Raw genomic sequence first — 23,746 nt, forward strand, 5'->3', positions numbered from 1 at the left:
CCCTGGTTGTGACGGATCTGGTTGTGGTGATCAATCCATCTACCAGGGGTTTCTTACGTCGTCAGGCGATCGCCAAGCTCGCGATCAGGCTGTGATCAGCGCCCTGCCGCCAGGGGGATGAAAAAGCCTCATTGAGGGAGCCATCGATTTGCCCGGACGTCGAGAGGCGATGGCGGTCGGTGTGGCAGCCCGGTGTTCGAGGATGGTTCAGGGGCGTCGCCAGGCCAGGAGGCCGTCGGGGGCGTCGGCCTGGACGAAGCCTGCGCTCGCGAGCTCTTCCCGGAGGGTTTCCCAGGCAGGACGGTAGGCGTGGCCGACGAGTTCTTCCTCGCTGAGCAGTTTGTCGCCCTGAGTGATCCGGTAGAGGTAGCGGCACGTGGCGCCTTCGTCGTCCGACTCTGTGATCTCGGACGAGACCGTGTACGTGTGGCGGCCCACCTGGCGGGAGTCGAGTTGCCGCATGGGACGGGGTTTCGGCGGGCCGCCGTCGCGCCAGGTGAAGATCAGAAGACCGCCGGGCTCCAACTGGCCGGCCAGGACGGGCCAGAGCCGCTTGCGGTAGCCGGGTTCCAGGGCGTACATCACGTTGATCATCACCATGGCTTCGAGCGGGTCGTCGAGGTCGAGGCTCAGGGCGTCGTGGGGGAGTACGGTGATCCGTTCGAGCAGGTCCGGGCGTTCGGCCAGGCGGGACAGTAGGACAGCGCGCATCGCGGCCGAGGGTTCCAGGGCGAAGATCTCGGCTGGTGTCCATTCGGCCACGGATGTGGTGATCAGGCCGGTTCCGGCGCCTATCTCCAGGATGCTGCGGTGAACTCCGGCCAGGAGGGGCGGCAACTTCTTGCGGACGTCCGGTACGTGGCTGTTCACTGCGAGCAAGTCGTAGAAGACGGGGGAGATGTAGTCGGCCATGGTCGGTCACCGTAGTTCAGGTGGTTCACGAGTGCGGGTGGGCGTGGGGTTCTTCATGGCACTGCTCATCGGGCTGGTGTGCGGTGGGGATGATTCCGGACGACGGGGGACGTTCCAGGGTCGGGCCCGTGAGGTGGCTGCGCGGTGGCAGGGGTCGGCGGACGATCGTGCCTGGCGCGACGGGTTCGTGGCGTTGGAGGTGTTGAATCCGCAGGGATGGGCACGGGTGGGCGACATCCCGGCCTGGGTGAACAGGAGCGCGCACAACGGTGTGTGGCGGCTGGACGTCGAGCTGCCCACGGACACACCGCCCAGCGCGGACGTGCGATGGCCGGACGGGAAGGTCTCGCGTGTGCCGCTCGTGTCGGCGTCCAGGGCGTACGCGGAGTTCGGCAGGCCGGCCCCCTTCATCGAGGACGAGTGCCCGGCCGAGGGTTGCCGTCCGCTTCGGGTGGTCGGTGTCCGGCTGGGCCGGGTGCCGGTGGAGACCAGCCGGGGGACGGTCCGGGTCCCCGCGTGGGTGTTCAGCGTTGAGGGGGTCGAGCAGAAGAAGGTGCATGTGGCGGTCGATCCGTCGGCTGTGACCGCTCGTCCCGAGCGGGTGCCGGGGAAGGTCGAGGAGGTGCTGGCGTACGACCTCGTCGCGGGCGAGTCGCAGGGGCTGCTGCTCCGGTACGGGTACGGCGCCTGCGAGACCGTGCACGGGGTTCGGGTCTACGAGACGGACCAGGTGGTGGTGGTCGATGTGGACGAGGGAAGTGCCAGGGTTGTCCAGGTGTGTCCGGCCATGCTGAAGACGGCCACGACCACCGTCACGCTCGCGCGGCCGCTGGGGAACCGGCTCGTGCTCGACTCCCAGGCGGGGCTGCCGGTGTTGCGCGAGCCGATCAGGCGCTGACGACGCCTCGGCACCGCCGCTCAGAAAGAGCCGAAAGGCCCCGAGAGCCAGGAAGAGCCAAGGGGGCCCGCGAGCCAGGAAGAGCCGCAAGGGCCCGGGAGAGCCAGGAAGATCCCCAAAGGGCCCGAAAGAGCCCGGAGAGGGGCAGGGGGAGTCAGGCGCCGGCTGCCGGTGCCCGGTCCAGCAGCACGCCGAAGTGCTCGCGGTACGCCGGAAGCAGCTCGTTCTCGTTCAGGATGCGTTCGGCCCGTTCCCCCTGCCGGGTGACGATCAGCTTGCGCCCGCTGACCGTGGTACGCCCCTCCGCCGTACGGATCGAGCAGACCGGCGACCTGGTGAAGTGCGAGTCCGGCGAGGTCGCCTGCCACCAGCAGGTCGGTACGAAGTCGGCCAGCTCGTACGCCCGCCCCGTGAGCCGGTAGGCGAGCTCACCGTTGTGCGACACGTCGAGATCGCCGTGCTCCCCTGGAGCGGGGACGATCCGGAACGTCCCGGCAGGGTCCTTCTGCTCGCCGCGCTCGTCCAGCCGCAGCGGCTCGTCGGCGAAGTCGCCGAAGCCGACGTCCACCAGCCACGACTCGTCGAGGTCGACGCGGAGCGCGAGGTGGTCGAACAGCGGCCCGGGCCGGCCGCCCTCGAACACCCGCGCCGCGAGCATGGTCACCCGATAGCCGAGTGTGGTGAGCAGCGCGGCGAACAGGCCGTTCTGCTCGTAACAGAATCCGCCGCGGCGGCGGGTGACCAGCTTGTCGAACAGGGCGTCCGTGGCGAGCGAGATGGGTTCGCCGAGGTGGATGCTCAGGTTCTCGAACGGCACCGCCCTCAGGTGCGCGAGCTGCAGGGCTCGCAGGCCGTGGACGTCCGGGGGCACCGGCCGGGACGCTCCGAATCTGTCCAAGTAGCGGGTGACTTGCGACTCGTCCATGACGTACAGGAAACCATGTCTCGCCTGCTCGTGCCCGCCGGATGGCGTCGGGGCTCAGCTCCGTACGGCGCACAGCAGACGGTTGTTACCCCGCTGCCACAACGTGCCGATCTCGCCGAACCCGGCCTTGGTCAGCGCGTTGACGTGGTGCTCGACCAAGTGGGACTCGGAGCCGTCGTGGGAGGCGCCGGCCGTGCTGCGCTCCTGGTTGAGGTCGGCGAACGCGGGGTCGGCGGAGATGGCGTCCCACCAGGAGCGCCAGTCCTCGGGGAGGCGGTCGCCGAAGACCCGGTCGGTCTCGCGCTGGTGCACCGCGCGCTCCAGCCGGGCCAGGGTGGGGGAGGAGGAGTCCATGTGGTCGCCGTTGAGCAGGACCCCGCCGGGACGCAGCACGCCGGCCAGCTCGGCGTACGTCTCCTGAAGCTCCTCCGGCGAGATCCAGTGGAGTGCGGTGGTGCTGACGGCGGCGTCGGCGGGACGGTCGAGGCCGAGCGCCGCGGTCCACCCACCGGTGCGCAGGTCGGCGGAGACGAACCGAAGCCCCGGGTAGGCGGCCCGGCCGAGACCGAGGAGCAGCGGATCGGCGTCGACGGCGATCACGGTGGCTTGGGGAAGGCGTTCGAGCAGCCGGGCGGACAACGACCCCGGCCCGCAGCCCAGGTCGATGACCACGGGATCGGGCCGTCCCAGGGCCTCGACCGCGTCGATCAGCGCGGTGAAGCGGGCCTCCCGGTCGGGCAGGTAGCCCTCCTGCTGGCGGTCCCAACGCTCGATCCAGTGCAGTGCGACTTCGTGGGTGAGCATCACAATCTCCCTGTAACCGTCGTCTAAGATTTGGGCAGTCACAACCTAGAGCGCGAAGGTGTAACTGGTCAAGTGGATTACAACAGTCACACAGATACGATCATCCGGGTCGCGGTGGCGCTGGTCAACGGGCTGACCCCGGGCGAGCAGCGAGGGCGTGAGTTCCCCGTCCCCGGCGACCTCGTCGCGGCGGCCTCCGAGGCGCTGGACAGCGTCTATCCCGGCCACCGCGAGCTCGGCGCGGCCGACGCCGCCGAGCTGGCCGAGGTCGCGGCCCGGTTGCGCGAGGTGTTCCGCGCGGTGGCGGACGGCGACGCCGACACCGCCGCCCTGGCCACCAACGCGCTGCTGGAGGAGAGCAGGGCCAGGCCGATGCTCGAACGCCACGACGGCGAGCCGTGGCACCTGCACTTCCACGGCCCCGGCGGCTCGCTGGCGGGCGACTGGGCCGCGAGCTGCGCGACCGGGCTCGCGATCGTGCTCGGCAGCGAGTTCAGTGACCGCCTCGGCGTCTGCACCGCCCCCCACTGCGACCGCGTCTACGTGGACGTCTCCCGCAACGGCACCCGCCGCTTCTGCACCACCGCCTGCCAGAACCGGGTCAAGACCGCGGCCTTCCGCGCCAGGACACGGACCGAGTGAACCGGCCAGGAGGTGAACCGGGCCGGGTCAGCTGAGGACGCGGATCGGCGTGCCGTCCAGGAACGCGTCGATGTCCTGCACGGCGTCGCGGAAGAAGGTCTCGTAGTTGCCGCCGGTGACGTATCCCAGATGCGGGGTGGCCAGCACGTTGGGCAGTCTGCGCAGCTCGTGCCCGGCGGGCAGGGGCTCGGTCTCGAAGACGTCCAGCCCGGCCCCCGCGATCAGCCCCTCGCGCAGCGCCGACGCCAGGGCGGCCTGGTCGACGATGGCCGCCCGCGAGGTGTTGACCAGGTAGGCGCTGGGCCGCATCAACGACAGCTCGCGCTCGCCGACCAGCCCGCGGGTGCGCTCGCTCAGCACGAGATGCACGGAGACGACGTCCGACTCGGCGAACAGCTCCTCCTTGGTCACCGCCCGCACGCCCAGCTCGCCGGCGCGCGCCGCGGTCAGGTTCTGGCTCCAAGCGATGACGTCCATGCCGAACGCCTGCCCGATCCGGGCCATCTGCGCCCCGATCTTGCCGAGGCCGACCAGCCCGAGGGTGCTGCCGTGCAGATCCATGCCGACGGTGCTCTGCCACGGGCCGTCGGAGCGCATCGCCGTGGCCTCGGGCACCAGGTGCCGGGCCAGGCCGAGGATCAGCGCCCAGGTCAGCTCGGCCGGCGGGGTGGAGGCGCCGCCCGTGCCGCACACCGTGACGCCGCGGGCGCGGGCGGCGTCGAGGTCGACGGAGGCGTTGCGCATGCCCGTGGTGATCAGCAGGCGCAGCCGGGGCAGCCGCTCGAACACCTCCGCTGTGAACGGCGTGCGCTCCCGCATGATGACCACGATCTCGACGTCGGCGAGGGCCGCGACCAGCTCGTCGTGGCTGGTGAAGTGGGCCCGGAAGCTCGTGGCCCGGACCCGCGACCAGTCGGCCAGGCCAAGGGCCACGCCCTGGTAGTCGTCGAGGACGGCGCAGCGCAGCATGACCTGTGATCCTACGCCGCGGCCCCCTGCTCCAGCTCCCCGGCGGGGCCGGGGAGCTGGAGCCCGTTCAGTCGGCGGCCAGCCTTTCCGCCTCTTCGTGCAGCGCCGCGACCAGGATCAGCTCCAGGTTGAGCTCCTCCAGGTCCGGCGTCGCCAGACCGTCAAGGACGCGCATGGTGGGCCTCCCTGCACAAATGACGTCTCAGGTGTCACATAGGTTCACATCTATCTGAGACGTTCTCAGGGGAGGCGCGGACCGGGAGCCGGTGGGGTCATTCCCGCGCGGTTTGCGGCAATTGTCCAGGGCAAATCATCAGGCCACTCCTGGCAGGCCGGAATCGCGGTTCAACTCCATCTCCATCTGCATCGCCAGAATCTCCTGCCGCTCCTCGTTGATCCTGCGGCAGAGCGTCACATATGCGGTGAGAACCTTGGAGTAGGAGGCTCGTGCCTGCTCCAGTTGGGTGCGCAGCCGTTCGATGCGGTCGGGGTCGGCGAGCTCCTCGGCCTCCGCCTCGGCCAGCAGCGCGCGGGCCTCGTCGACGATCTCCTCGGCCCGCATCCGCGTACGTCGCAGCATCGCCGAGCACTGGAAGAGCTCGGTCAGACGCGCTGAGGAACGAGCGAAGTCGGACTTGCTCATCGTCATGCCGCCCGCCCGATGCCAGCGAAGATTCGATGCCATTCCCGCCACCTTCCCGGTCAAGGTTGCCTAACTGTAGACGTCTGTACCCCGCCGGAGGATGACGCGCGAGCCCGAGGAGTAGGTCCATGCTCCCGGCGGAGAGTTTCTTCCTCTCACAGGTCGAAGATTTTCCCCTGAAACTCATTCGGTCACCGCTGAATGTGCTGATTAGAGCCGTGTCTGGGGTCTTTTCCGAGGAATGCAACGAATCGCCGTGCTGGGCAAATTAGGTGGCTCGAAGACGGTCGATCGGCCCCCGCGGCGACGGGCGTTCGTCACATACTGAAACGACATGGCAGCGCAACGTGACTCTGAGGTGGCGGTAGTGGTGGCGATGTCGGCGGCGGGGAACAACGACGAGACGGTCGACGTCAGCGTCGTCATCCCGGTGCACAACTGCCGTCCCTATCTGGACAGGTGTCTCACCTCGGCGCTCGTGCAGCGGGTGAAGAAGGAGATCATCGTCGTCGACGACGGCTCCACCGACGGCGGCGCCGAGCTCCTCGACCTCTACGCGACCTACCACCAGACCAGCGTGAAGGTCGTGCACATCGAGGGCTCGGGCGGCGCGGGCCGGCCGCGCAACGTCGGCCTCAGCCACGCCACCGGCCGGTACGTCTTCTTCTGCGACGCCGACGACCACCTCGGCCCCGAGGCGCTCGAACGCATGGTCGCCATGGCCGACAGGAACGGCTCCGACATCGTGCTCGGCAAGATCGTGGGCCACGGCAGGCGGGCCCCCGCCTCGATGTTCCAGCAGAACGCCGAGCGCCTGACCCTCGCCGACAGCAACGTCTACAACAGCCTGAGCTGCTTCAAGCTGTTCAGGCGGGAGATGGTCGAGCGGCACGGCATCCGCTTCGCCGAGGACATGCTGGTCGGCGAGGACATCATGTTCACCGTGCACGCCTACTGCCACGCCGGCGTGATCTCGGTGGTCGCCGACTACGACTGCTACCACCTGGTCTCCAGATCCGACGGCACCAGCATCATGCAGCGGGCGGGCAGCAGGGACCCGGTCGCCTGGCTGTCCATGATCCGGCGGCCCATCCGGCTCATGGCCCGGCACGTCGAGCCCGGCCCGCTGCGCGACCACCTGCTGCGCCGGCACTTCAGGCTCGATGCCTTCGCCCAGCTCGGCACGGTGTTCCTGGAGAGCGACGACGTACGCCGCAAGGAGATCGCGCAGGAGGTCGCGGCGCTGTGCGACGAGTGGTTCACCCCCGGCGTGCACGCCCGGCTCAACAGCATCGACAAGCAGCGCGTGGCAGCGCTCGGCGACGTCGACCGCCTGGTGCGGCTGGCCCGCATCGAGAGCGCCACCGTGCGGCGGCGGCTGACCGGGCTGCGCTGGGAGGGCGACCACCTGGTGGTCACCGGCACGGCCGGCCTGGACGGCATCAGCCAGGACGACGGCGTGGCCCTGGTGCTGCGCGCCCGCAACGACCCGCACGGCGAGCTCGTCGTCCCGGCCGAGCGGCGGGGCGCCGAGTTCACCGCCCGGGTGGACGTCGCCGCGCTCTCCTCCGGCGTCTGGGACCTGCGGGTGGCGGTCGAGCTGGAGGGGGTGGTGCGCCACGGCAGGCTGGGCGCCGACCGCGACAACGGCGTCACCCGGCCGCCGGCCCACCTGATCGGCGGGGTGGTGACCTTGCCGTACTTCACCCGGGACAACGGCAACCTGAGCATCGACGTCGGCGGGCACGTCGTCGCCGTGCCCGGCACGGTCCGGCTGCACAGGACGCGGTGGGCGCTGGGCCACCGGCTCGTCGTGCACGGCGAGGTCAGCGTGGCCGGGACGGTCCCCGAGTGCACGGCGGTCAGGCAGATCGTCTGGCGGGAGCGGCGTACCGGCCGCGAGCGCGCCGAGCGCGTGACGGCGCTGCCCGGGGGCGGGTTCGCGGCCAGGCCGGCGGTGGGCCGGCTCCCGCCCGGAACCTGGGACGCCTACCTGGAGCTCGACCTGGGCGGGCCGCCCGCGCGGTTCAGGGTCGAGACCGACGCCGAGACGGTCGCCGGTCCGCGCAGGTGGTGGGGCGCGGCGTTGCTGCGCAGCGTGCGGCCGTACGCGACCTCGGGGAAGGGGCGGCTGAGCACGGTCGTGCACCGGCTGACGCCGCGAACGATCCTCAGGAGGATCCTTCAGTAATTGCCACCTATGTGCAGGTGCAAGGCGATGCTCTAAAGTGAGAAGGATTTGTTCGTCCTTCTGGAGGCGTTGCCGTGCACGTACCCGATGGCTTCTTCAACGCAGCTACTTCCGTCTCCGCCGGAGCGGTGGCGGCCGCCGGGGTGGCGGTCTGCCTGCGGGGCGCACGCCGGGAACTTGACGACCGGACCGCGCCCATGGCGGGGCTCGTGGCGGCGTTCATCTTCGCGGTCCAGATGCTGAACTTCCCCGTCGCGGCGGGCACCAGCGGCCACCTGCTGGGCGGCGCATTGGCGGCGATACTCGTGGGGCCCTACACAGGGGTGCTCTGCATGGCCGTGGTGCTCCTGGTGCAGGCCGTGTTCTTCGCCGACGGCGGGCTGACCGCGCTGGGCGTCAACATCACGATCATGGGCATCGTCACCGTGCTGGTCGGCTGGGGCGTGTTCCGGCTGGTCACCGGGTTGTCCAGGGGCAGGGGCGGGGTGACGCTCGGGGCGTTCCTCGGTGCGCTGATCTCGGTGCCGGCCTCGGCGCTGGTGTTCTCGCTGCTGTTCTGGATCGGCGGGACCGCGCCCATCGAGGTGTCGGCCGTGGCCGCGGCCATGGGCGGCGTGCACGTGCTGATCGGCATCGGCGAGGCCCTGATCACCGCCACCACCGTCGCCGCCGTGCTGGCCGTCCGGCCCGACCTGGTCTACGGCGCCCGCGGGCTGGCCAAGCCGCTGGTGCTCAAGGGCGCCGAGGGCACGACCACGACCGTGGGCGAGGAGGCGCCGGCGGCCCGGCCGGGCGCGCTCAGGCCGTTCCTGCTGGGCGGGATCGGGCTGACCCTGGTGCTGGCCGGCGTGGTCTCCTTCTTCGCCGCCTCCGACCCCGACGGGCTGGAGGCCGTGGCCGAGAACAAGGGCTTCAGCGGCCAGGCGGTCGACCACGCGTTCGGGTCGTGGGCGCTGGCCGACTACGGTGAGGTGGGCGGCATCCCGGTCGGCGTGGCCGGGATCGTCGGCGTCGGGCTCGTGCTGCTCATCGCCGGTGGCGTGGCGTTCGCCGCGCGGAGCCGTACGAACGTGGGGGTCTGATCTGTGAGAGACGGTGAGTGACGGTGGGCGCGGGGCATCGGCACGATCTCTATCTGCCGGGTGACTCACCGGTCCACCGGTTGCCGCCGCAGTGCAAGCTGCTCGCCGTCTTCGCCTTCGCCGTCGTCGTGGTGGCCACGCCGCGGGAGCGCTTCTGGGCGTTCGCGGTCTACGCGGTGCTGCTCGGGGGCGTCGCGCTGGCCGCGCGGGTGCCGTTCGGGCACGTGCTGCGGCGGATGGTGATCGAGGTGCCCTTCGTGCTGTTCGCGTTCCTGATCCCGGTGATCGGGATGGGGGAGCGCACGACGGTGCTGGGGGTCTCGCTGAGCGTGCAGGGGTTGTGGGCGGCCTGGAACATCCTGGTCAAGGCCACGCTCGGGGTGATCGCCTCGATCCTGCTCGCGGCCACCACCGAGCCGCGGGTCATCCTCGTCGGGGCCCAGCGGCTGCGGCTGCCGAGCCTGCTGGTGCAGATCGCCATGTTCATGCTCAGGTACATGGACGTGATCGTGGAGGAGATGCGGCGGATGCGGGTGGCGCGGGAGTCGCGCGGGTTCGAGGCGCGCAACTTCCGGCAGATCCCGGTGATCGCGCGCTCGGCCGGGGCGCTGTTCATCCGTTCGTACGAGCGGGGTGAGCGGGTGCATCTGGCGATGCTGAGCCGCGGCTACTCCGGACGGATGCCGATAATTCAAGATATTTCGGCATCCATCGGGCAGTGGGGGGCGGCGCTCGCCCTGCCCGTCACGGCACTCGCGGTTCTGGGGCTCTCATGGTGAACTCTCTGGAGGTCAGTGACCTGGCCTACGCCTACCCCGACGGCACTCAGGCGCTGTTCGGCGTGAACCTGGCGATCGGCCGCGGCGAGCGGGTGGCGCTGCTCGGCCCCAACGGCGCCGGCAAGACGACCCTCGTCATGCATCTCAACGGCATTCTCACCGCCGGGCACGGCAATGTGGCCGTGGGCGGCGTCCCGGTGCGCAAGGACACGCTCAAGGAGATCAGGCAGCGCGTCGGCCTGGTCTTCCAGGACCCCGACGACCAGCTCTTCATGCCCACGGTCAAGGACGACGTCGCCTTCGGCCCGGCCAACGCCGGACTCAAGGGCGCCGAGCTCGACCGGGTGGTCCGCGACGCGCTCGACCGGGTCGGCATGCTGGAGGCCGTCGACCGGCCGCCGCACCACCTGTCGTTCGGGCAGCGGCGCAGGGTGGCGGTGGCCACGGTGCTGGCGATGCGGCCGGAGATCCTGGTGCTCGACGAGCCCTCCTCCAACCTCGACCCGGCCGCGCGCAGGGAGCTGGCCGAGATCCTGCGGTCGCTGGACGTGACGGTGCTCATGGTCACCCACGACCTGCCGTACGCGCTGGAGTTGTGCGAGCGCTCGCTGATCCTGTCGGGAGGCGTGATCGCCGCCGACGGCCCGACACGCGAGCTGCTGGCCGACCCCGGGCTGCTGGCCGACCACCGCCTGGAGCTCCCTTACGGCTTCGCCGTCCCGGCCGGGTGAGGCGACCTGGCGCCCAGGTCGCGGGCCGGGTGGGAACCCTTGGCGCGACCTCCGGCGCGCGATCGATCCGGCCCGGTCCTTCCACATCCGGCTCTTCGTAGTTTGTGCATGCCCGCTATCCGGGGATGTCGAAGTACAGTGGCTCATCGAGGAGGGGCCAAATGAAGCTGCGGCTTGCGCGACACGCCCTGGGTGACGCCGTGGTGGTGGCTGTTGAGGGAGAGCTCGATCTGTTCACCGCACCGTTCCTCCGCGACGAGGTACGCGACGCCATCAAGCAGGACAGCGCCAGGCTCGTGCTCGACCTGCAGCAGCTGTCGTTCATGGACTCCAGCGGTCTTTCGGTGCTGATCGAGGCCTGGCGGCTGGCCACCGGAGAAGGCGGCGGGGTGTGCCTGGCCGCGCCCCAGGCGCCCGTGGCCCGCATCCTGCGGACCACGGGGCTCGACCGGCGGATCAAGGTGTACTCCGACGTCGACAGCGCCGTGGGGGAGATTTAACCCGCCCCGAGTAGAACTTCATTCGGTTGGCGCGTTAGGGTCCGGGATATGGACGTCAACGGATCTGCAGCAATCATCTCCGGCGGTGCCAGCGGCCTTGGCGAGGCCTCGGCCCGTGAGCTCGCCCGGGCGGGCGCCACCGTGGTCATCGCCGACCTCAACGAGGAGCGCGGCAAGGCCGTCGCCGACGAGCTCGGCGGCGTCTTCGTCAGGACGGACGTGTCGGACGACGATCAGGTGCAGGCGGCCGTCGACGCGGCCGTGGCCACGGGCAAGCCGCTGCGCGTCGTGGTCAACAGCGCGGGCATCGGCTGGGCCGAGCGCACGGTCAACCGCGAGGGCAAGCCGCACAACCCGGCCACGTACCGCAAGGTGATCGAGGTCAACCTGATCGGCACGTTCAACCTGATGCGCGTCGCGGCGGCCGCCATCGCCGCCACCGAGCCGGTCGACGCCGACGGCCAGCGCGGCGTCGTGATCAACACCGCCTCCGTGGCCGCCCTGGAGGGCCAGACGGGCCAGCTCGCCTACTCCGCCTCCAAGGGCGGCATCGTGGGCATGACGGTCCCCGCCGCGCGCGACCTGGCGGCCATCGGCGTACGCGTCAACACGATCTGCCCCGGCATCATCGACACCCCCATCTACGGCTTCTCCGGCAACGCCGAGGAGTTCAAGGCCAAGCTCGTGGCCCCGGTCGTCTTCCCCAAGCGCATGGGCCGCGCCGACGAGTTCGCCCACCTGGTCCACTCGCTCATCCAGAACGACTACATGAACGCCGAGGTCGTGCGCTTCGACGGCGGCATCCGCTTCCAGCCCAAGTGAGGTCTCGTGTCTGACGAAGTGCTCGTCGAGCAGTCCGGAAACGTCGCGATCATCACCATCAACCGGCCGAAGGCGCGTAACGCGATCAACGGCGCGGTGGCCCGGGGGATAGCCGAGGCGCTGGACACCTTCGACGCCCGCGCCGAGATCTCGGCGTACGTGCTGACCGGCGCCGGCGGTACGTTCTGCGCGGGCATGGACCTCAAGGGGTTCCTGACCGGCGACCTCCCGGTGGTCGAGGGCCGCGGCTTCGGCGGCATCGCCGAGGCGCCGCCCAAGAAGCCCCTGGTGGCCGCGGTCGAGGGGTACGCGCTGGCCGGCGGGTTCGAGCTGGCCCTGTCCTGCGACGTCATCGTGGCCTCGTCGGAGTCCACGTTCGGGCTGCCCGAGCCGAAGCGCGGGCTGGTGGCGGGCGCGGGCGGGATCATGCGGCTGCCGCGGCGCATCCCGTACCACGTGGCCATGGAGATCGCCCTGACCGGCGACCACTACCCGGCCTCCCGCCTGTACGAGCTGGGCCTGGTCAACCGGATCACCGAGCCGGGGGCCGCCCTGGAGGGCGCGCTGGAGCTGGCCCGCAAGATCGCCGCCAACGCGCCCCTGGCGCTCGCGGCGACCAAGAAGGTGATCATCGAGTCCCAGGACTGGTCGCTGGAGGAGATGTTCAAGAAGCAGGGCGCGATCATCAACCCGGTGTTCGGCTCCAAGGACGCGATGGAGGGCGCGGCGGCCTTCGCCGAGAAGCGCGCCCCCCAGTGGAAGGGCGAGTAACCCTCGCCGGCACGCCGGCCCCTTCCGGGACGTCCGGGAGGGGCGGCGTCAACGCGCGCGCGTGAGCTTTCCTGCGTACGGTAAAAAAAGAGGAGACGACCACCAGGAGAGCGCATGAGCGACCAGTCCGGTTCCAGGTTCGAGTCGGCCAAGCGCGGCGCCGGCACCTTCCTGTCGAGCGCGATCAAGGCGATCGTCATCCTCGGGTCCATGCTCGCCGTGATGTGGGTGCTGGAAGGCGTCGACTACGTGATGGGCGGCGCGCTCGACTCGTACGGCATCGCGGGCTGGGACCCCGACGGCCTGCTGGGCATCTTCTTCGCGCCGTTCCTGCACGGCGGCTTCGGCCATCTCATGGCCAACTCGCTGCCGCTGCTGGTGCTGGGCTTCCTGGCGGCGGTGCGCGACATCCGCAGGTTCCTGTGGGCCACGCTGCTGATCGTGGTGATCGGCGGCGTCGGCACGTGGGTGTCCAGCCCCGGCGTGATCACGATCGGCGCGAGCGGCCTGGTCTTCGGCTACTTCGGCTTCGTGCTGGCCCGGGGGCTGTTCGACCGCCGCCTGGTGGACATCCTGATCGGCATCGGCGTGGGCGTGGCCTACTACTCGATCCTGTGGGGCCTGCTGCCCAACCAGCAGGGCATCTCCTGGCAGGGCCACCTGTTCGGGCTCCTGGGCGGCGTGGTGGCCGCCTGGGTGCTGCGGCGCAGGAAAGAGCTGCCCGCCTCGCTCTGAGCCCTACAGGTGCGGCTTGGTGTGCTCGGCCGGCGAGCTGGAGAGCATGCGGTCGATGAGCGCCAGGCCGATCGCCGAGGCCACGAACGCCAGATGGATGATCGTCTGCCACATGATCTTGTCGTTGGGCACGTCACGCGCCCGGATGAACGTCTGCAGCAGGTGCACCGACGAGATGCCGATGATGGCCGTGGCCAGCTTGACCTTCAGCACGTTGGCGTTGACGTGGGAGAGCCATTCGGGCTCGTCGGGATGGTCGTTGAGGTTGATGCGCGAGACGAACGTCTCGTAGCCGCCGATGATCACCATGATCAGCAGGTTGGAGATCATCACGACGTCGATCAGCGCCAGCACCGTGAGCATGACGACGACCTCGGCCGACGTGCCGTCGCCGGTCGCCGGGTGCAGGAAGACGCTGCTCAGCAGGTGCCACAGCTCGGTCATGAACTGCCAGACGTACACCGCCTGGGCCACGATGAGGCCCAGGTAGAGCGGGACCTGGAGCCAGCGGCTGGCGAACATGAGGTAGCCGAGGCTCCGGGGCAGCGCTCGCCCCTGGCCGATAGGGGGCTTTTCAGGCAAGAATGTTTCCTACTGATCGAGCCGGAGGACTGGTGAGTTGGCGAACCTGGGATCCCTGGAACGCGCGATCATGAACGTGCTGTGGGATGCCGGCCGGGCCATGCGCGTCAGGGAGCTGCTCGACAGGCTCAACGAGGAACGCGACCTTGCGTACACGACCGTGCAGACCGTGGCCGAGCGGCTGGTGCGCAAGGGGCTGCTCGTGCGCACGCCCTCGCGCAACGCCTTCCGCTACGCGGCCGCCTGCTCAAGGGCCGAGCACGTCAGCCGCCTGATGCTGGAGGCGCTTGCCGTCAGCACCGACAGGCTGCCGGTGCTGACGAGGTTCGCGCAGAGCGTCGAGGAGGCGGACGCCCTGGCGCTCCTGGACGAGCTGGCCCGCCGGACGCGCCGGCGGGCGCCGGGCTAGAGCCGCTCGACCACGTGGTCGACGCAGACCGTCAGCGCCTCGACGTCGGACGGCTCGATGGCCGGGAACATCGCGATGCGCAGCTGGTTGCGGCCCAGCTTGCGGTAGGGCTCGGTGTCGACGATGCCGTTGGCGCGCAGCACCTTGGCCACCTCTGCGGCGTCGACGTCGTCGTTGAAGTCGATCGTGCCGACCACCTGCGAGCGGAACTGCGGAGCGGCGAACGGCGTGGCGTAGGACGACTTCTCGGCCCAGGTGTACAGGCGCTGGCTGGAGTCGGCCGTGCGGGCGGTGGTCCAGGCCAGGCCGCCGTTGCCGTTCATCCAGTCGAGCTGGTCGGCCAGCAGGAACAGCGTGGCCACGGCGGGCGTGTTGTACGTCTGGTCCTTGCCGGAGTTGTCGATTGCGATCGGCAGGCTGAAGAATTCGGGGACGTACCGGCCGGAGGCGGCGATCTCCTCGACCCTGGCCAGGGCGCGCGGCGACATGATCGCGATCCACAGGCCGCCGTCGGAGGCGAAGCTCTTCTGCGGGGCGAAGTAGTAGACGTCGGTCTCGGCGATGTCGACCGGCAGGCCGCCCGCGCCGGAGGTGGCGTCGACCAGCACCAGCGAGTCGTCGCCGCCCACACGGGAGATCGGCATGGCGACGCCGGTCGAGGTCTCGTTGTGGGTGAGCGCGTAGACGTCGACGCCGTCCTCGGCCACTGCGGTGGGGTAGGTGCCGACGTCGGACTTGATCACGCTCGGGTCGCCCAGCCAGGGCGCCTTCTTGGCGACCGCGGCGAACTTCGAGGAGAACTCGCCGAACGCCAGGTGCTGGGACTTCTCCCTGATCAGCCCGAAGGCCGCGATGTCCCAGAACGCGGTGGTGCCGCCGTTGCCCAGCACGACCTGGTAGCCCTCGGGCAGCGAGAACAGGTCGGCGAGCCCGGAGCGCACGCGGCCGACCAGGTTCTTGACCGGCTTCTGGCGGTGGGAGGTGCCCATGAGACTCGCGCCGGAGGCGGCGAGCGCGGCCAGTTGCTCGGTGCGAACCTTCGAGGGCCCGCAGCCGAAGCGGCCGTCGGCGGGCTTGATGTCAGCGGGAATCACGATGTCAGCCACGTGCCAAGCGTACTGAGGCCGTCCGGGTGACGTCGCGCGGGTCCGCCGAATGAGACGCGGAACGGCCCGCCCTTGATCGGGCGGGCCGTTCATGACACGGGCGAAATCGTGTCAGATCGTGCCGGCAACCTCGGAGGCGCCGGGGACGTCGCTGAGCGGGCGCGACGCCGGGCCGATGTAGTTGGCGCTCGGCCGCACCAGCCTTCCGGTGCGCTTCTGCTCCAGGATGTGCGCGGCCCAGCCGGCCGTGCGGGCGCAGGTGAACATCGAGGTGAACATGTGCGAGGGCACCTCGGCGAAGTCGAGCACCACGGCCGCCCAGTACTCGACGTTCGTGGCGAGCACCCGGTCGGGCTTGCGGGCGTGCAGCTCCTCCAGAGCGGCCTGCTCCAGCGCCGCCGCGACCTCGTAGCGGGGCGCGTCGAGCTCCTTGGCGGTACGGCGCAGCACGCGGGCGCGCGGGTCCTCCGCGCGGTACACGCGGTGGCCGAAGCCCATGAGCCTGTTGCCCTTGTCGAGCTCGCCCTGGACGTACTTCTTGGCGTCGCCGAGCTGCTCCACGCCTTCGATCATGTGGAGCACGCGGGCGGGGGCGCCGCCGTGCAGCGGGCCCGACATGGCGCCGACGGCGCCGGACAGCGCCGCCGCCACGTCCGCGCCGGTGGAGGCGATGACGCGGGCGGTGAACGTGGACGCGTTCATGCCGTGCTCGGCGGCCGAGGTCCAGTAAGCGTCGATGGCCTTGACGTGCTTGGGATCAGGCTCACCGCGCCAGCGGATCATGAAACGCTCGACGATGGTCTTCGCCTCGTCGACCCGGCTCTCCGGCACCATCGGCAGGCCGAGGCCGCGCGCGGACTGCGCGACGAAGGAGAGAGCCATCACGGAGGCGCGCGCGAGCTGGTCGCGGGCCTCCTCGTCACTGATGTCGAGCAGGGGCTTGAAGCCATAGGCCGGAGCCAGCATGGCCAGCGCGCTCTGCACGTCTACACGGATGTCACCGGAGTGGACAGGGATGGGGTACGGCTCCGCCGGGGGCAGGCCCGGCTGGAACTTGTTGTCGACCAGCAGGCCCCAAACGTGCCCGAACGGGACACGGCCGACCAGCTCCTCGATGTCGACGCCCCGGTATCGAAGGGCGCCCCCTTCTTTGTCCGGTTCCGCGATCTCGGTCTCGAAAGCCACGACGCCTTCGAGGCCGGGTTTGAAGTCGGACATGCTCGGCCGCCTCCCTTTCTTGCCATGTAACGGCAATGCCTTGATGTCGAGATACCGGCGGGTCAATTTAACCCCCTCCCAGCTCATGGTCGGTCTCGGGACCCGCCGAAACGCCAAACCCGCTGGTAGGGAGCCTTCTGTGGGATCTGCCACATGAGCGCGCAAGAATACCTTCTCGTGGATGCCACCCCGCGCCCGCCCCTGCTGGCGGGGCTACGCCGAACGTACGAGGGCGAGCCGTTGCTCGAAACCGACCTCGCGTCCGACCCCATCGCGCAGTTCACCGTCTGGTTCCAGGAGGCGCTCGAATCCGGCCTGCCCGAACCCAACGCCATGGTCCTCGCCACCGCCTCCGCGGGCGGCCGGCCGAGCGCCAGGACCGTCCTGCTCAAGGGCTACGACGAACAGGGCTTCATCTTCTACACCAACTACGAGTCCCGCAAAGGCCGCGACCTGGCCGAGAACGGGCGAGCCTCGCTGCTGTTCCCCTGGCACGCCATCCGCCGCCAGATCCGCATCGAGGGCACGGTCGCCCGCATCTCCCACCAGGAGTCGGCCGACTACTACAACTCCCGCCCGTACGGCTCGCGCATCGGGGCCTGGGCCTCGCGCCAGTCGGCGGTCGTCCGCTCGCGTGAGGAGCTGGACGAGCGCTACGAGGAGCTGGCCGCCCGCTGGCCGGAGGATCCGCCGGTGCCCGACTTCTGGGGCGGCTTCCGGGTCACCCCGATCGAGGTGGAGTTCTGGCAGGGACAGCTGGACCGGATGCACGACAGGCTGCGGTACCGGCGTACCCGACCCGGGTGGGCCTTGGAAAGACTTGCCCCTTAAATTGCCTTAGGTGGCATTCGGGGAACTGGTCAAACGTCATTTTGTGGACACCAGGCCGCTGGCCGTGCCCGCTTACCGCCGGATCTGGTCCGGTCAGGCGGTCTCGAACGTGGGCGTCGCCGTCACCGTCGTGGCGGTCGGCCAGCAGGTCTACGACCTGACCCACTCCTCGCTCTGGGTGGGCCTACTCGGCATGGCCAACCTGATCCCGCTGCTGGTCTTCGGGCTGTGGGGCGGGGCCGTCGCCGACGCCTTCGACCGGCGCAGGCTGCTCGTCATCGGCTCGCTCATCACCTGGGCGGCCACCCTGGTCATCCTGGCGCAGGCCCTGCTCGGGCTGGGCAACGTCTATCTGATCTTCGCGGCGACGGCGGTCAACGCCACCGGGTTCGCGATCACCGGCCCGACCAGGGGCTCGGTGATCCCGCGCATCCTCGACCCTGAGCTGGTGCCGGCCGCCAACGCGCTCAACTCGCTGGTCTACAGCCTCGGCGCGGTCGTCGGCCCGATGCTCGGCGGCGTGCTGCTGGCCACCGGCGGCGACCACCCCAACTACGCCGCCGCCTACGCGGTGGACGCCCTGCTGTTCAGCGCCGGCCTCTACGCGGCCCTCAGGCTGCCCGCCCTGCCCCCGCTGACCGAGGTGGGACGTCCGGGAGCCCGGGCGGTCTGGGAGGGCCTCAGCTTCATCGCCAGGAGCCCGGTGCTGCTGATGTCGTTCGTCGTGGACATCATCGCGATGGTCTTCGCCATGCCGCGCGCCCTCTACCCCGAACTGGCCGCCGAACGTTTCGGCGGCTCGATGACCGCGCTCGGCTGGGCGACCTCGGCCATGGCCATCGGCTCGGTCGCCGGCGCGCTGTTCTCCGGCTGGGTGGGCCGCGTCTCCCGGCAGGGCCTCGCGCTGGTGCTGGCGATCGCCATGTGGGGGCTCGCCGTGGCGGCCGCGGGGCTGGTGGGCGAGCTGTGGCTGGTCGTGGCGTTCATGGCGGTCGGCGGCGTGGCCGACGTGATCTCGTCGGTGTGGCGGCAGTCGATCCTGCAGCTCTACGCCCCCGACGAGATGCGCGGGCGCATGCAGGGAGCGTTCATGGTGGTGGTGGCGGGCGGCCCGCGCCTGGGCGACCTGCGCGCCGGGGCGACCGCGACCGCCTTCGGGCTCACCGGCGCCTGGGTGGGCGGGGGACTGGCGTGCGCGGTCACCGTGCTCGTCGTCGGCCTGTCGGTGGCCGCGTTCCGCGACTACCGCTCCGACACCCGCGCCGCGGCCCTGAGGTCGGAGACGAAGCCCGCGTAGGCCGCGTCCCTGTCGGGCGCGCGCAGCACCGCCGAGGGGTGGATCGTGGCCACCGCGAGCGCGTCGCCGAGCGGCACCGGCTCGCCTCTGTGCTCCGTCAGCCGGAACGCCCTGCCCAGCAGCGACCTGGCCGCCGTCGCGCCGAGCACCACGACGACCTCGGGCCGCACCAGCGCCAGCTCCGCGCTGAGCCACGGCCGGCAGGCCTCGATCTCGGCCACCGTCGGCTTCTGGTGGATCCTTCTCTTCCCCCGCGGAGTGAAGGAGAAATGTTTGACGGCGTTTGTCAAATAGACCGCGTCCCGTTCGATTCCCGCCTCCTCCAGCCCGCGGTCCAGCACGCGTCCCGAAGGCCCCACGAAAGGATGCCCTTCCAGGTCCTCGCGATCGCCGGGCTGCTCGCCGACCAGCATGAAGCGGGCCTGCTCGGGGCCCTCGCCGAACACCGTCTGGGTGGCGGCGGCGTACAGGTCGCAGCCCTCGCAGCGGGCCGCCGCGGTCCGCAGGGAGCCGAGATCACGCCGGTCGGGAACGAACTCGGCCGCCCCGTTGTTGCCGTCCTTAACCATCGTCGGTCGTTCTCCCAATAGGGTTCCTGAAGACTTCTGTGCCCGTAGCGGACGGGCTCAGTCCCCGCCACGACCGGCGTAGCATTTCAGTTGGGAGGAGCCTTGACCGCACACGGCCTGATCGACACGACGGAGATGTATCTCCGCACGATTTACGAGCTCGAAGAGGAGGGCATCGTCCCCCTTCGCGCCCGCATCGCGGAGCGCCTCCAGCAGAGCGGCCCCACCGTGAGCCAGACCGTCGCCCGCATGGAGCGCGACGGCCTCGTCCGCGTCGAGGGCGACCGGCATCTGTCGATGACCGACCTGGGCCGCACGCTGGCCACGCGCGTGATGCGCAAGCACCGTCTGGCCGAATGCCTGCTCACCCAGGTCATCGGCCTTCCCTGGGAAGAGGTGCACATCGAGGCGTGCCGGTGGGAGCACGTCATGTCCGAGTCGGTCGAGGCGCGGCTGGTGACGCTGCTCGACAACCCCACGGTCTGCCCGCACGGCAACCCCATCCCGGGGCTGGCCGAGCTGGGGGCGCCGGAGGCCGCCGAGGGTGCGGCCAACGTCCTGACCTCGATGTCCGAGGCCGCCGGGCCGAGGGACATTCCGGTCGTGGTGCGCCGGATCAGCGAACAAGTGCAAAGCGATCCTGCTGTGATGCTTAAACTCAAGCAAGTTGGGATACAACCCGGACGCGAGGTGACGCTCGCGGCGAGCGACGACGGTGTGCGGGTGACAGGTGACGGTGACGCGAACGACACTCCCGCGGAGCTTCCGCGTGACGTTGCCGCGCACGTTTTTGTCTCCAAGCGCTGACGCGCGCGCAGCCACTTGGTTGAATCCCTCTCGGGAGGCCCTCCACTCTCCCCTGGCCAAGACAGTTGCAGGAGCGCCCGTGGTCCGCTGTGCGCACAAGCCACCCCAAGGAGTGGTCTCCGGATGAAGCGATGGGGGGATCTGTCACAAGAAACGGCTGATCACCTTGGTGCCGGGTCCGTTCTGGACCATGCCGAAATGGCAGTGGTCGTGACAGACCGCTTCAGCAATCTCCTCTACTGGAATCCCTTCGCCGAGCAGCTGTTCGGCCGTCCCGGCAAGGCGCCGGCACGTGACGCGTCCGTCCTGTCCCTCGGGATCATGGACAAGGACCACCCGCAGGCGATCGAGCTGGCCAAGCACGTGCTCAAGGGTGGCGTGTGGGAGGGCACGTTCGACGTCAGGCGCGGCGACGGCACGATCGTCTACGTCCGCGCCCAGGCCGTGCCGCTGCGTCACCCGTCCGGCTCGGTCACCGGCATCGTCATCCTGGCCCGCGAGGCCCTGCGCAGCAACGAACGCGAGAAAGACCGTTTCGGGCTCCTTGAGCGCATCGGCGAACGCCTGGCCGGCTCGCTCTACGTCGAGGAGACGCTCAAGCGCGTCGCCGAGATGCTCGTCCCGCAGTTCGCCGACCACTGCTTCATCGAGCTCATGGAGGGCGACCGGCTCGTCCGCCGGGTCTCGGAGCACGTCCAGGGCTGGACCCCGCCCGCGGGCACGTGGAAGCCGGTGGGCGCGGAGATCCGCTACCCCTCCGGCCACTACGCCGACACCGCGCTGCGCCGCCAGGAGACCATCCTGGTGGAGGACTTCTCCACCACCAGCTACCCGATGCCCCACGAGGGCAGCGCGCGGCTGGCCGGCGAGATCGGCATGACCTCGGCCATCGTCGCCCCCCTGCTGGTGCGCGGCGAGACGCTGGGCCTGATGTACCTCGGCCTGTCCAACCTGACCGACCGGCGCAGCCCCCACTACGACGCCTTCGACCGCGACTTCGTGGGCGCCATCGCCACCCGCGTGGCCCTCGCGATCGACAACGCGCTGCTGTTCGAGGAGGAGCGTCACACGGCCGAGTCGTTCCAGAAGCACCTGCTGCCGCGGGCGCTGCCCCAGCTCGACGGCCTCGACATCGCGGTGCGCTACTACCCGGCGGCCCCGCTCGCCTCCCACGGCCAGGGCATCCAGACCCAGGTCGGCGGCGACTGGTACGACGTGATCCCGCTCTCGGCCGGCCGGGTCGGCATCGTGATCGGCGACGTCGAGGGCAGGGGCGCCAAGGCCGCGGCCATCATGGGCCAGCTCAGGGCGGCGCTGCGGGCCTTCGCCCAGGACGACAAGTCGCCCGCCGACATCCTGGCCAGGCTCGACGAGTGGACCCGCATCATCGCCACCCCCGAGCAGGACGACAACGGCGCCGACGTCAGCATCCCGCCCATCGTCACCTGCCAGTACCTGGTCTACGACGCCTGGTCGCGCCAGCTGTCCTTCGCCAACGCCGGGCACGCACCGCCGCTGCTGGTGGTCGACGGCCAGTGCCTGGAGATGGACATCGAGGAGGTCGGCCAGCCGCTGGGCGTCCGGGCCAAGGGCCTGCACGCCGACCTGGTCTACAAGGAGGAGACCCGCACCCTCCCGCCGGGCGCGGCGTTGCTGCTCTACACCGACGGCCTGGTCGACCGGCGTCCGGGCCGCGACGGGCGGATGCCGAGCGAGGAGGAGACGCTCGGCGTGCTGTGCGAGAAGCTCGCCAAGATGGCCGACGCCGACGTCGAGCGCATCGCCGACGCCGCCACGGTCGCGGTGCCCGGCGAGATCGACGACGACATGGCGATCCTCGTCGTCCGCTCCAGCGACGTCGACCTCGACGTCGAGGAGCGCACCTTCCCGGCCCAGCCGATCATGGTCGGCGAGGCGCGCCGCATGGCCTCCGAGGCCTTCTCCGGCTGGAACGTGCCCGAAGAACGGGCCGAGCTGGCCTGCCTGCTCGTCTCCGAGGTCGTCACCAACGTGGTGCTGCACGCCTCCACCGCCAACTCCCCGCGCCGGGAGCTGGTCGTCGAGGGGCCGCCGCTGCCGTTCGAGGACTCCTGGGACATGCCGGGCTTCGAGGAGGAGCCGGTCGGCGACAAGGAGTTCACGCTGAGGCTGCGCAGGGGCGAGGAGTCGGTCTGGGTCGAGGTGTTCGACCAGGACCTGCGCCTGCCGCGCATCCGCAGCGCCGGTGAGAACGACGAGGGCGGCCGCGGTCTCTACCTGGTCGACCAGCTCGCCAAGCGCTGGGGATCCCGTCCCACCAGGGAAGGCAAAGCGGTCTGGTTCGAGATTCCCACCCGGCGCAGGTGAGTGGTTCACTGGGCCGCATGGAGCTGGCCTTCGAGCGCCGGGGCACCGGCGAGCCGCTGATCCTCGTCCACGGCATCGGACACCACTGGCAGGCGTGGTTGCCCGTGATGGACCGGCTGGCCGCCGACCACACGGTGATCGCGATCGACCTGCCCGGTTTCGGGGTGTCGCCGCGGTTGCCGGCGGGCATCCCGTACACCGCGGAGTCGCTGGCGGACGCGGTCGAGTCGTTCTGCGCGCTGCTCGGCATCCGGGAGCCGCACGTGGTGGGCAACTCGCTCGGCGGCTACATCGCGCTCGAACTCGCCTCGCGCGGCGTCGTGCGCACGGCGACCGCGTTGTCGCCGGCCGGGTTCTGGTCGCGGTCCGAGCTGCTCTACTGCCAGTCGATGCTGAAGGCCCTGCGGGGCTCGGCCCGCGCGATGTCGCCGGAGCAGGCGGCCATGGCGGCCGGCAGCCCGTTCACGCGCGCCCTGTCCAGCGGCATCCTGGTCGCCCGGCCGGGCCGGCTCGACCCCGCCGGGCTCGTCGCGGCCACGCAGGCGCTGGCCGGAGCGGCCGGGTTCGACGAGACGCTGGAGTCGTTCGGCGGGCTGATGCCGCCGGCTCCGCCCAAGTGCCCGGTCACGATCGCGTGGGGCGAGCGTGACCGGCTGCTGCCGCGCCGCCAGGCCGTCCGCGCGGCGCGGTGGTCGGGGCAGCGGGTCAGGCTGCTCAAGGGCTGCGGGCACGTGCCGATGAGCGACGATCCCGGGCTGGTCGCCCGGGTCGTGCTGGAGGCCGACCGGGCGGCCGGCTAACGTTCGGCGTTGGCCGCCATGCGGCGCAGCACGTCAACGGCGGTCAGGTACTCCTGCGGGCTCACGCCCTCGGTGATGCGCCGCCTGAATCGGGTGATGTGCTCGGAGACCGCGGCGTGCGTGGCCCTTCCCTCGGCGGTCAGCTCTCCGTCCGCGAGCCATCCCCTCGACGTCAGACTCTGTACGGCCTCTTCCACGCCCTCGAACGGCGCCAGCGCGGCGGCGTTCTGATCGTGGGCGGTTGCGTGGAGAAGCTGCCACTCCCTGCGCGAGGCGCCGTACGCGGACAGGGTCTGGCCCATCGCGTCCTCCAGCAGGTTGTCGAGGTGCTTCACCCAGTATCCGATAGGTTTGTCCATGCATGTACAATAACAACT

Annotated in this window: 26 protein-coding genes; 16 read left to right on the plus strand and 10 right to left on the minus strand. The window is 70.2% G+C overall.

Annotated features, from left to right (window positions below; genetic code table 11):
• Nucleotides 1-207 precede the first annotated feature (207 nt).
• Entirely contained in the window at nt 208-912 is a 705-nt protein-coding gene (locus ABZ815_RS46190) for a class I SAM-dependent methyltransferase (protein WP_357708188.1), read from the minus strand.
• Between the two features lie 133 nt (nt 913-1,045).
• Here ABZ815_RS46190 and ABZ815_RS46195 point away from each other — a divergent pair, with 133 nt between their 5' ends.
• Nucleotides 1,046-1,810 carry a hypothetical protein gene (locus ABZ815_RS46195; RefSeq protein ID WP_357708189.1) on the plus strand — a complete coding sequence of 255 codons (765 nt, stop codon included), beginning with the start codon at nt 1,046-1,048 and terminating at the stop codon, nt 1,808-1,810.
• A gap of 154 nt (nt 1,811-1,964) precedes the next feature.
• Here the strand turns inward: ABZ815_RS46195 and ABZ815_RS46200 are convergent, their stop codons facing one another.
• Together ABZ815_RS46200 and ABZ815_RS46205 are read right to left on the minus strand one after the other, a co-directional pair.
• The gene (locus tag ABZ815_RS46200; protein WP_357708190.1) at nt 1,965-2,735 is read right to left on the minus strand and encodes an arylamine N-acetyltransferase; all 771 of its coding nucleotides are present in this window, start codon (nt 2,733-2,735) and stop codon (nt 1,965-1,967) included.
• A 54-nt stretch (nt 2,736-2,789) separates the two neighbouring features.
• Nucleotides 2,790-3,539, minus strand: a complete 750-nt coding sequence (locus ABZ815_RS46205) for a class I SAM-dependent methyltransferase (protein ID WP_357708192.1) — start codon at nt 3,537-3,539, stop codon at nt 2,790-2,792.
• 72 nt (nt 3,540-3,611) lie between these two features.
• On the opposite strand from ABZ815_RS46205, the gene ABZ815_RS46210 reads away from it, so the two are divergent.
• Nucleotides 3,612-4,181, plus strand: coding sequence for a CGNR zinc finger domain-containing protein (locus ABZ815_RS46210; RefSeq protein ID WP_357708193.1), 570 nt, complete (start codon nt 3,612-3,614; stop codon nt 4,179-4,181).
• A 27-nt stretch (nt 4,182-4,208) separates the two neighbouring features.
• Here ABZ815_RS46210 and ABZ815_RS46215 read toward each other — a convergent pair whose 3' ends face one another.
• Complete coding sequence (locus tag ABZ815_RS46215; protein ID WP_357708195.1) at nt 4,209-5,150, minus strand: D-2-hydroxyacid dehydrogenase family protein; 942 nt, start codon at nt 5,148-5,150, stop codon at nt 4,209-4,211.
• Nucleotides 5,151-5,463: 313 nt separating this feature from the next.
• Nucleotides 5,464-5,835, minus strand: a complete 372-nt coding sequence (locus ABZ815_RS46220) for a hypothetical protein (protein ID WP_357708196.1) — start codon at nt 5,833-5,835, stop codon at nt 5,464-5,466.
• A gap of 292 nt (nt 5,836-6,127) precedes the next feature.
• Between ABZ815_RS46220 and ABZ815_RS46225 the strand changes: the two genes are divergently transcribed.
• From ABZ815_RS46225 to ABZ815_RS46260, 8 genes are all read left to right on the plus strand, one after another.
• Nucleotides 6,128-7,984, plus strand: a complete 1,857-nt coding sequence (locus ABZ815_RS46225) for a glycosyltransferase family 2 protein (protein ID WP_357708197.1) — start codon at nt 6,128-6,130, stop codon at nt 7,982-7,984.
• A gap of 74 nt (nt 7,985-8,058) precedes the next feature.
• Entirely contained in the window at nt 8,059-9,066 is a 1,008-nt protein-coding gene (locus tag ABZ815_RS46230) for an energy-coupling factor ABC transporter permease (protein ID WP_357708198.1), read from the plus strand.
• A gap of 23 nt (nt 9,067-9,089) precedes the next feature.
• Nucleotides 9,090-9,845, plus strand: coding sequence for a cobalt ECF transporter T component CbiQ (gene cbiQ / locus ABZ815_RS46235; protein ID WP_357708199.1), 756 nt, complete (start codon nt 9,090-9,092; stop codon nt 9,843-9,845).
• Nucleotides 9,839-10,576 carry an ATP-binding cassette domain-containing protein gene (locus ABZ815_RS46240; RefSeq protein ID WP_357708200.1) on the plus strand — a complete coding sequence of 246 codons (738 nt, stop codon included), beginning with the start codon at nt 9,839-9,841 and terminating at the stop codon, nt 10,574-10,576. Before cbiQ ends, ABZ815_RS46240 begins: the two co-directional genes overlap by 7 nt.
• A gap of 161 nt (nt 10,577-10,737) precedes the next feature.
• A complete protein-coding gene (locus tag ABZ815_RS46245) occupies nt 10,738-11,076 on the plus strand; it encodes an STAS domain-containing protein (protein ID WP_357708201.1) in 339 nt (112 codons plus the stop codon).
• Nucleotides 11,077-11,124: 48 nt separating this feature from the next.
• Nucleotides 11,125-11,898 carry an SDR family NAD(P)-dependent oxidoreductase gene (locus ABZ815_RS46250; protein WP_357708202.1) on the plus strand — a complete coding sequence of 258 codons (774 nt, stop codon included), beginning with the start codon at nt 11,125-11,127 and terminating at the stop codon, nt 11,896-11,898.
• A 6-nt stretch (nt 11,899-11,904) separates the two neighbouring features.
• Nucleotides 11,905-12,669 carry a crotonase/enoyl-CoA hydratase family protein gene (locus tag ABZ815_RS46255; RefSeq protein ID WP_357708204.1) on the plus strand — a complete coding sequence of 255 codons (765 nt, stop codon included), beginning with the start codon at nt 11,905-11,907 and terminating at the stop codon, nt 12,667-12,669.
• 114 nt (nt 12,670-12,783) lie between these two features.
• Nucleotides 12,784-13,404, plus strand: a complete 621-nt coding sequence (locus ABZ815_RS46260) for a rhomboid family intramembrane serine protease (protein ID WP_357708205.1) — start codon at nt 12,784-12,786, stop codon at nt 13,402-13,404.
• Between the two features lie 3 nt (nt 13,405-13,407).
• On the opposite strand, the gene ABZ815_RS46265 is transcribed toward ABZ815_RS46260, so the two are convergent.
• Nucleotides 13,408-13,986: a TIGR00645 family protein gene (locus tag ABZ815_RS46265; RefSeq protein ID WP_357708207.1), complete on the minus strand. Its 579-nt coding sequence runs from the start codon at nt 13,984-13,986 to the stop codon at nt 13,408-13,410.
• A gap of 37 nt (nt 13,987-14,023) precedes the next feature.
• Between ABZ815_RS46265 and ABZ815_RS46270 the strand changes: the two genes are divergently transcribed.
• Nucleotides 14,024-14,395, plus strand: coding sequence for a BlaI/MecI/CopY family transcriptional regulator (locus tag ABZ815_RS46270; protein WP_357708209.1), 372 nt, complete (start codon nt 14,024-14,026; stop codon nt 14,393-14,395).
• Here the strand turns inward: ABZ815_RS46270 and serC are convergent.
• Nucleotides 14,392-15,501, minus strand: a complete 1,110-nt coding sequence (serC, locus tag ABZ815_RS46275; protein ID WP_357708210.1) for a phosphoserine transaminase — start codon at nt 15,499-15,501, stop codon at nt 14,392-14,394. The two genes, ABZ815_RS46270 and serC, sit on opposite strands and share 4 nt — an antisense overlap.
• Nucleotides 15,502-15,612: 111 nt before the next feature.
• Nucleotides 15,613-16,719, minus strand: coding sequence for a citrate synthase 2 (locus tag ABZ815_RS46280; RefSeq protein WP_357708212.1), 1,107 nt, complete (start codon nt 16,717-16,719; stop codon nt 15,613-15,615).
• A gap of 153 nt (nt 16,720-16,872) precedes the next feature.
• Here ABZ815_RS46280 and pdxH point away from each other — a divergent pair, with 153 nt between their 5' ends.
• Together pdxH and ABZ815_RS46290 are read left to right on the plus strand one after the other, a co-directional pair.
• Nucleotides 16,873-17,550, plus strand: a complete 678-nt coding sequence (gene pdxH, locus ABZ815_RS46285) for a pyridoxamine 5'-phosphate oxidase (protein ID WP_357708213.1) — start codon at nt 16,873-16,875, stop codon at nt 17,548-17,550.
• A 10-nt stretch (nt 17,551-17,560) separates the two neighbouring features.
• Complete coding sequence (locus ABZ815_RS46290; RefSeq protein WP_357708215.1) at nt 17,561-18,847, plus strand: MFS transporter; 1,287 nt, start codon at nt 17,561-17,563, stop codon at nt 18,845-18,847.
• On the opposite strand, the gene ABZ815_RS46295 is transcribed toward ABZ815_RS46290, so the two are convergent.
• The gene (locus ABZ815_RS46295) at nt 18,793-19,416 is read right to left on the minus strand and encodes a UdgX family uracil-DNA binding protein (RefSeq protein WP_357708217.1); all 624 of its coding nucleotides are present in this window, start codon (nt 19,414-19,416) and stop codon (nt 18,793-18,795) included. The genes ABZ815_RS46290 and ABZ815_RS46295 overlap by 55 nt on opposite strands.
• Nucleotides 19,417-19,518: 102 nt before the next feature.
• Here ABZ815_RS46295 and ABZ815_RS46300 point away from each other — a divergent pair, with 102 nt between their 5' ends.
• The 3 genes from ABZ815_RS46300 to ABZ815_RS46310 all read left to right on the plus strand — a co-directional run bounded on the left by ABZ815_RS46300 (nt 19,519) and on the right by ABZ815_RS46310 (nt 23,369).
• Nucleotides 19,519-20,223 carry a metal-dependent transcriptional regulator gene (locus tag ABZ815_RS46300; protein ID WP_357708219.1) on the plus strand — a complete coding sequence of 235 codons (705 nt, stop codon included), beginning with the start codon at nt 19,519-19,521 and terminating at the stop codon, nt 20,221-20,223.
• A gap of 123 nt (nt 20,224-20,346) precedes the next feature.
• Complete coding sequence (locus ABZ815_RS46305) at nt 20,347-22,569, plus strand: SpoIIE family protein phosphatase (RefSeq protein ID WP_357708220.1); 2,223 nt, start codon at nt 20,347-20,349, stop codon at nt 22,567-22,569.
• A complete protein-coding gene (locus tag ABZ815_RS46310; protein ID WP_357708221.1) occupies nt 22,566-23,369 on the plus strand; it encodes an alpha/beta fold hydrolase in 804 nt (267 codons plus the stop codon). Before ABZ815_RS46305 ends, ABZ815_RS46310 begins: the two co-directional genes overlap by 4 nt.
• On the opposite strand, the gene ABZ815_RS46315 is transcribed toward ABZ815_RS46310, so the two are convergent.
• Nucleotides 23,366-23,728: a MarR family transcriptional regulator gene (locus ABZ815_RS46315; protein ID WP_357708222.1), complete on the minus strand. Its 363-nt coding sequence runs from the start codon at nt 23,726-23,728 to the stop codon at nt 23,366-23,368. The two genes, ABZ815_RS46310 and ABZ815_RS46315, sit on opposite strands and share 4 nt — an antisense overlap.
• Nucleotides 23,729-23,746 lie beyond the last annotated feature (18 nt).

Origin of the sequence: Nonomuraea sp. NPDC047529 (assembly GCF_040642995.1) — a bacterium.
Classification (GTDB): Bacteria; Actinomycetota; Actinomycetes; order Streptosporangiales; family Streptosporangiaceae; genus Nonomuraea.

Coding starts and splice junctions, on each gene's coding strand:
- ABZ815_RS46190 (WP_357708188.1), bottom strand. CDS start 912: ATGGCCGACTACATCTCCCCCGTCTTCTACGACTTGCTCGCAGTGAAC.
- ABZ815_RS46200 (WP_357708190.1), bottom strand. CDS start 2,735: ATGGACGAGTCGCAAGTCACCCGCTACTTGGACAGATTCGGAGCGTCC.
- ABZ815_RS46205 (WP_357708192.1), bottom strand. CDS start 3,539: ATGCTCACCCACGAAGTCGCACTGCACTGGATCGAGCGTTGGGACCGC.
- ABZ815_RS46215 (WP_357708195.1), bottom strand. CDS start 5,150: ATGCTGCGCTGCGCCGTCCTCGACGACTACCAGGGCGTGGCCCTTGGC.
- ABZ815_RS46220 (WP_357708196.1), bottom strand. CDS start 5,835: ATGGCATCGAATCTTCGCTGGCATCGGGCGGGCGGCATGACGATGAGC.
- ABZ815_RS46225 (WP_357708197.1), top strand. CDS start 6,128: ATGGCAGCGCAACGTGACTCTGAGGTGGCGGTAGTGGTGGCGATGTCG.
- ABZ815_RS46240 (WP_357708200.1), top strand. CDS start 9,839: ATGGTGAACTCTCTGGAGGTCAGTGACCTGGCCTACGCCTACCCCGAC.
- ABZ815_RS46245 (WP_357708201.1), top strand. CDS start 10,738: ATGAAGCTGCGGCTTGCGCGACACGCCCTGGGTGACGCCGTGGTGGTG.
- ABZ815_RS46250 (WP_357708202.1), top strand. CDS start 11,125: ATGGACGTCAACGGATCTGCAGCAATCATCTCCGGCGGTGCCAGCGGC.
- ABZ815_RS46260 (WP_357708205.1), top strand. CDS start 12,784: ATGAGCGACCAGTCCGGTTCCAGGTTCGAGTCGGCCAAGCGCGGCGCC.
- ABZ815_RS46280 (WP_357708212.1), bottom strand. CDS start 16,719: ATGTCCGACTTCAAACCCGGCCTCGAAGGCGTCGTGGCTTTCGAGACC.
- pdxH (WP_357708213.1), top strand. CDS start 16,873: ATGAGCGCGCAAGAATACCTTCTCGTGGATGCCACCCCGCGCCCGCCC.
- ABZ815_RS46295 (WP_357708217.1), bottom strand. CDS start 19,416: ATGGTTAAGGACGGCAACAACGGGGCGGCCGAGTTCGTTCCCGACCGG.
- ABZ815_RS46305 (WP_357708220.1), top strand. CDS start 20,347: ATGAAGCGATGGGGGGATCTGTCACAAGAAACGGCTGATCACCTTGGT.
- ABZ815_RS46315 (WP_357708222.1), bottom strand. CDS start 23,728: ATGGACAAACCTATCGGATACTGGGTGAAGCACCTCGACAACCTGCTG.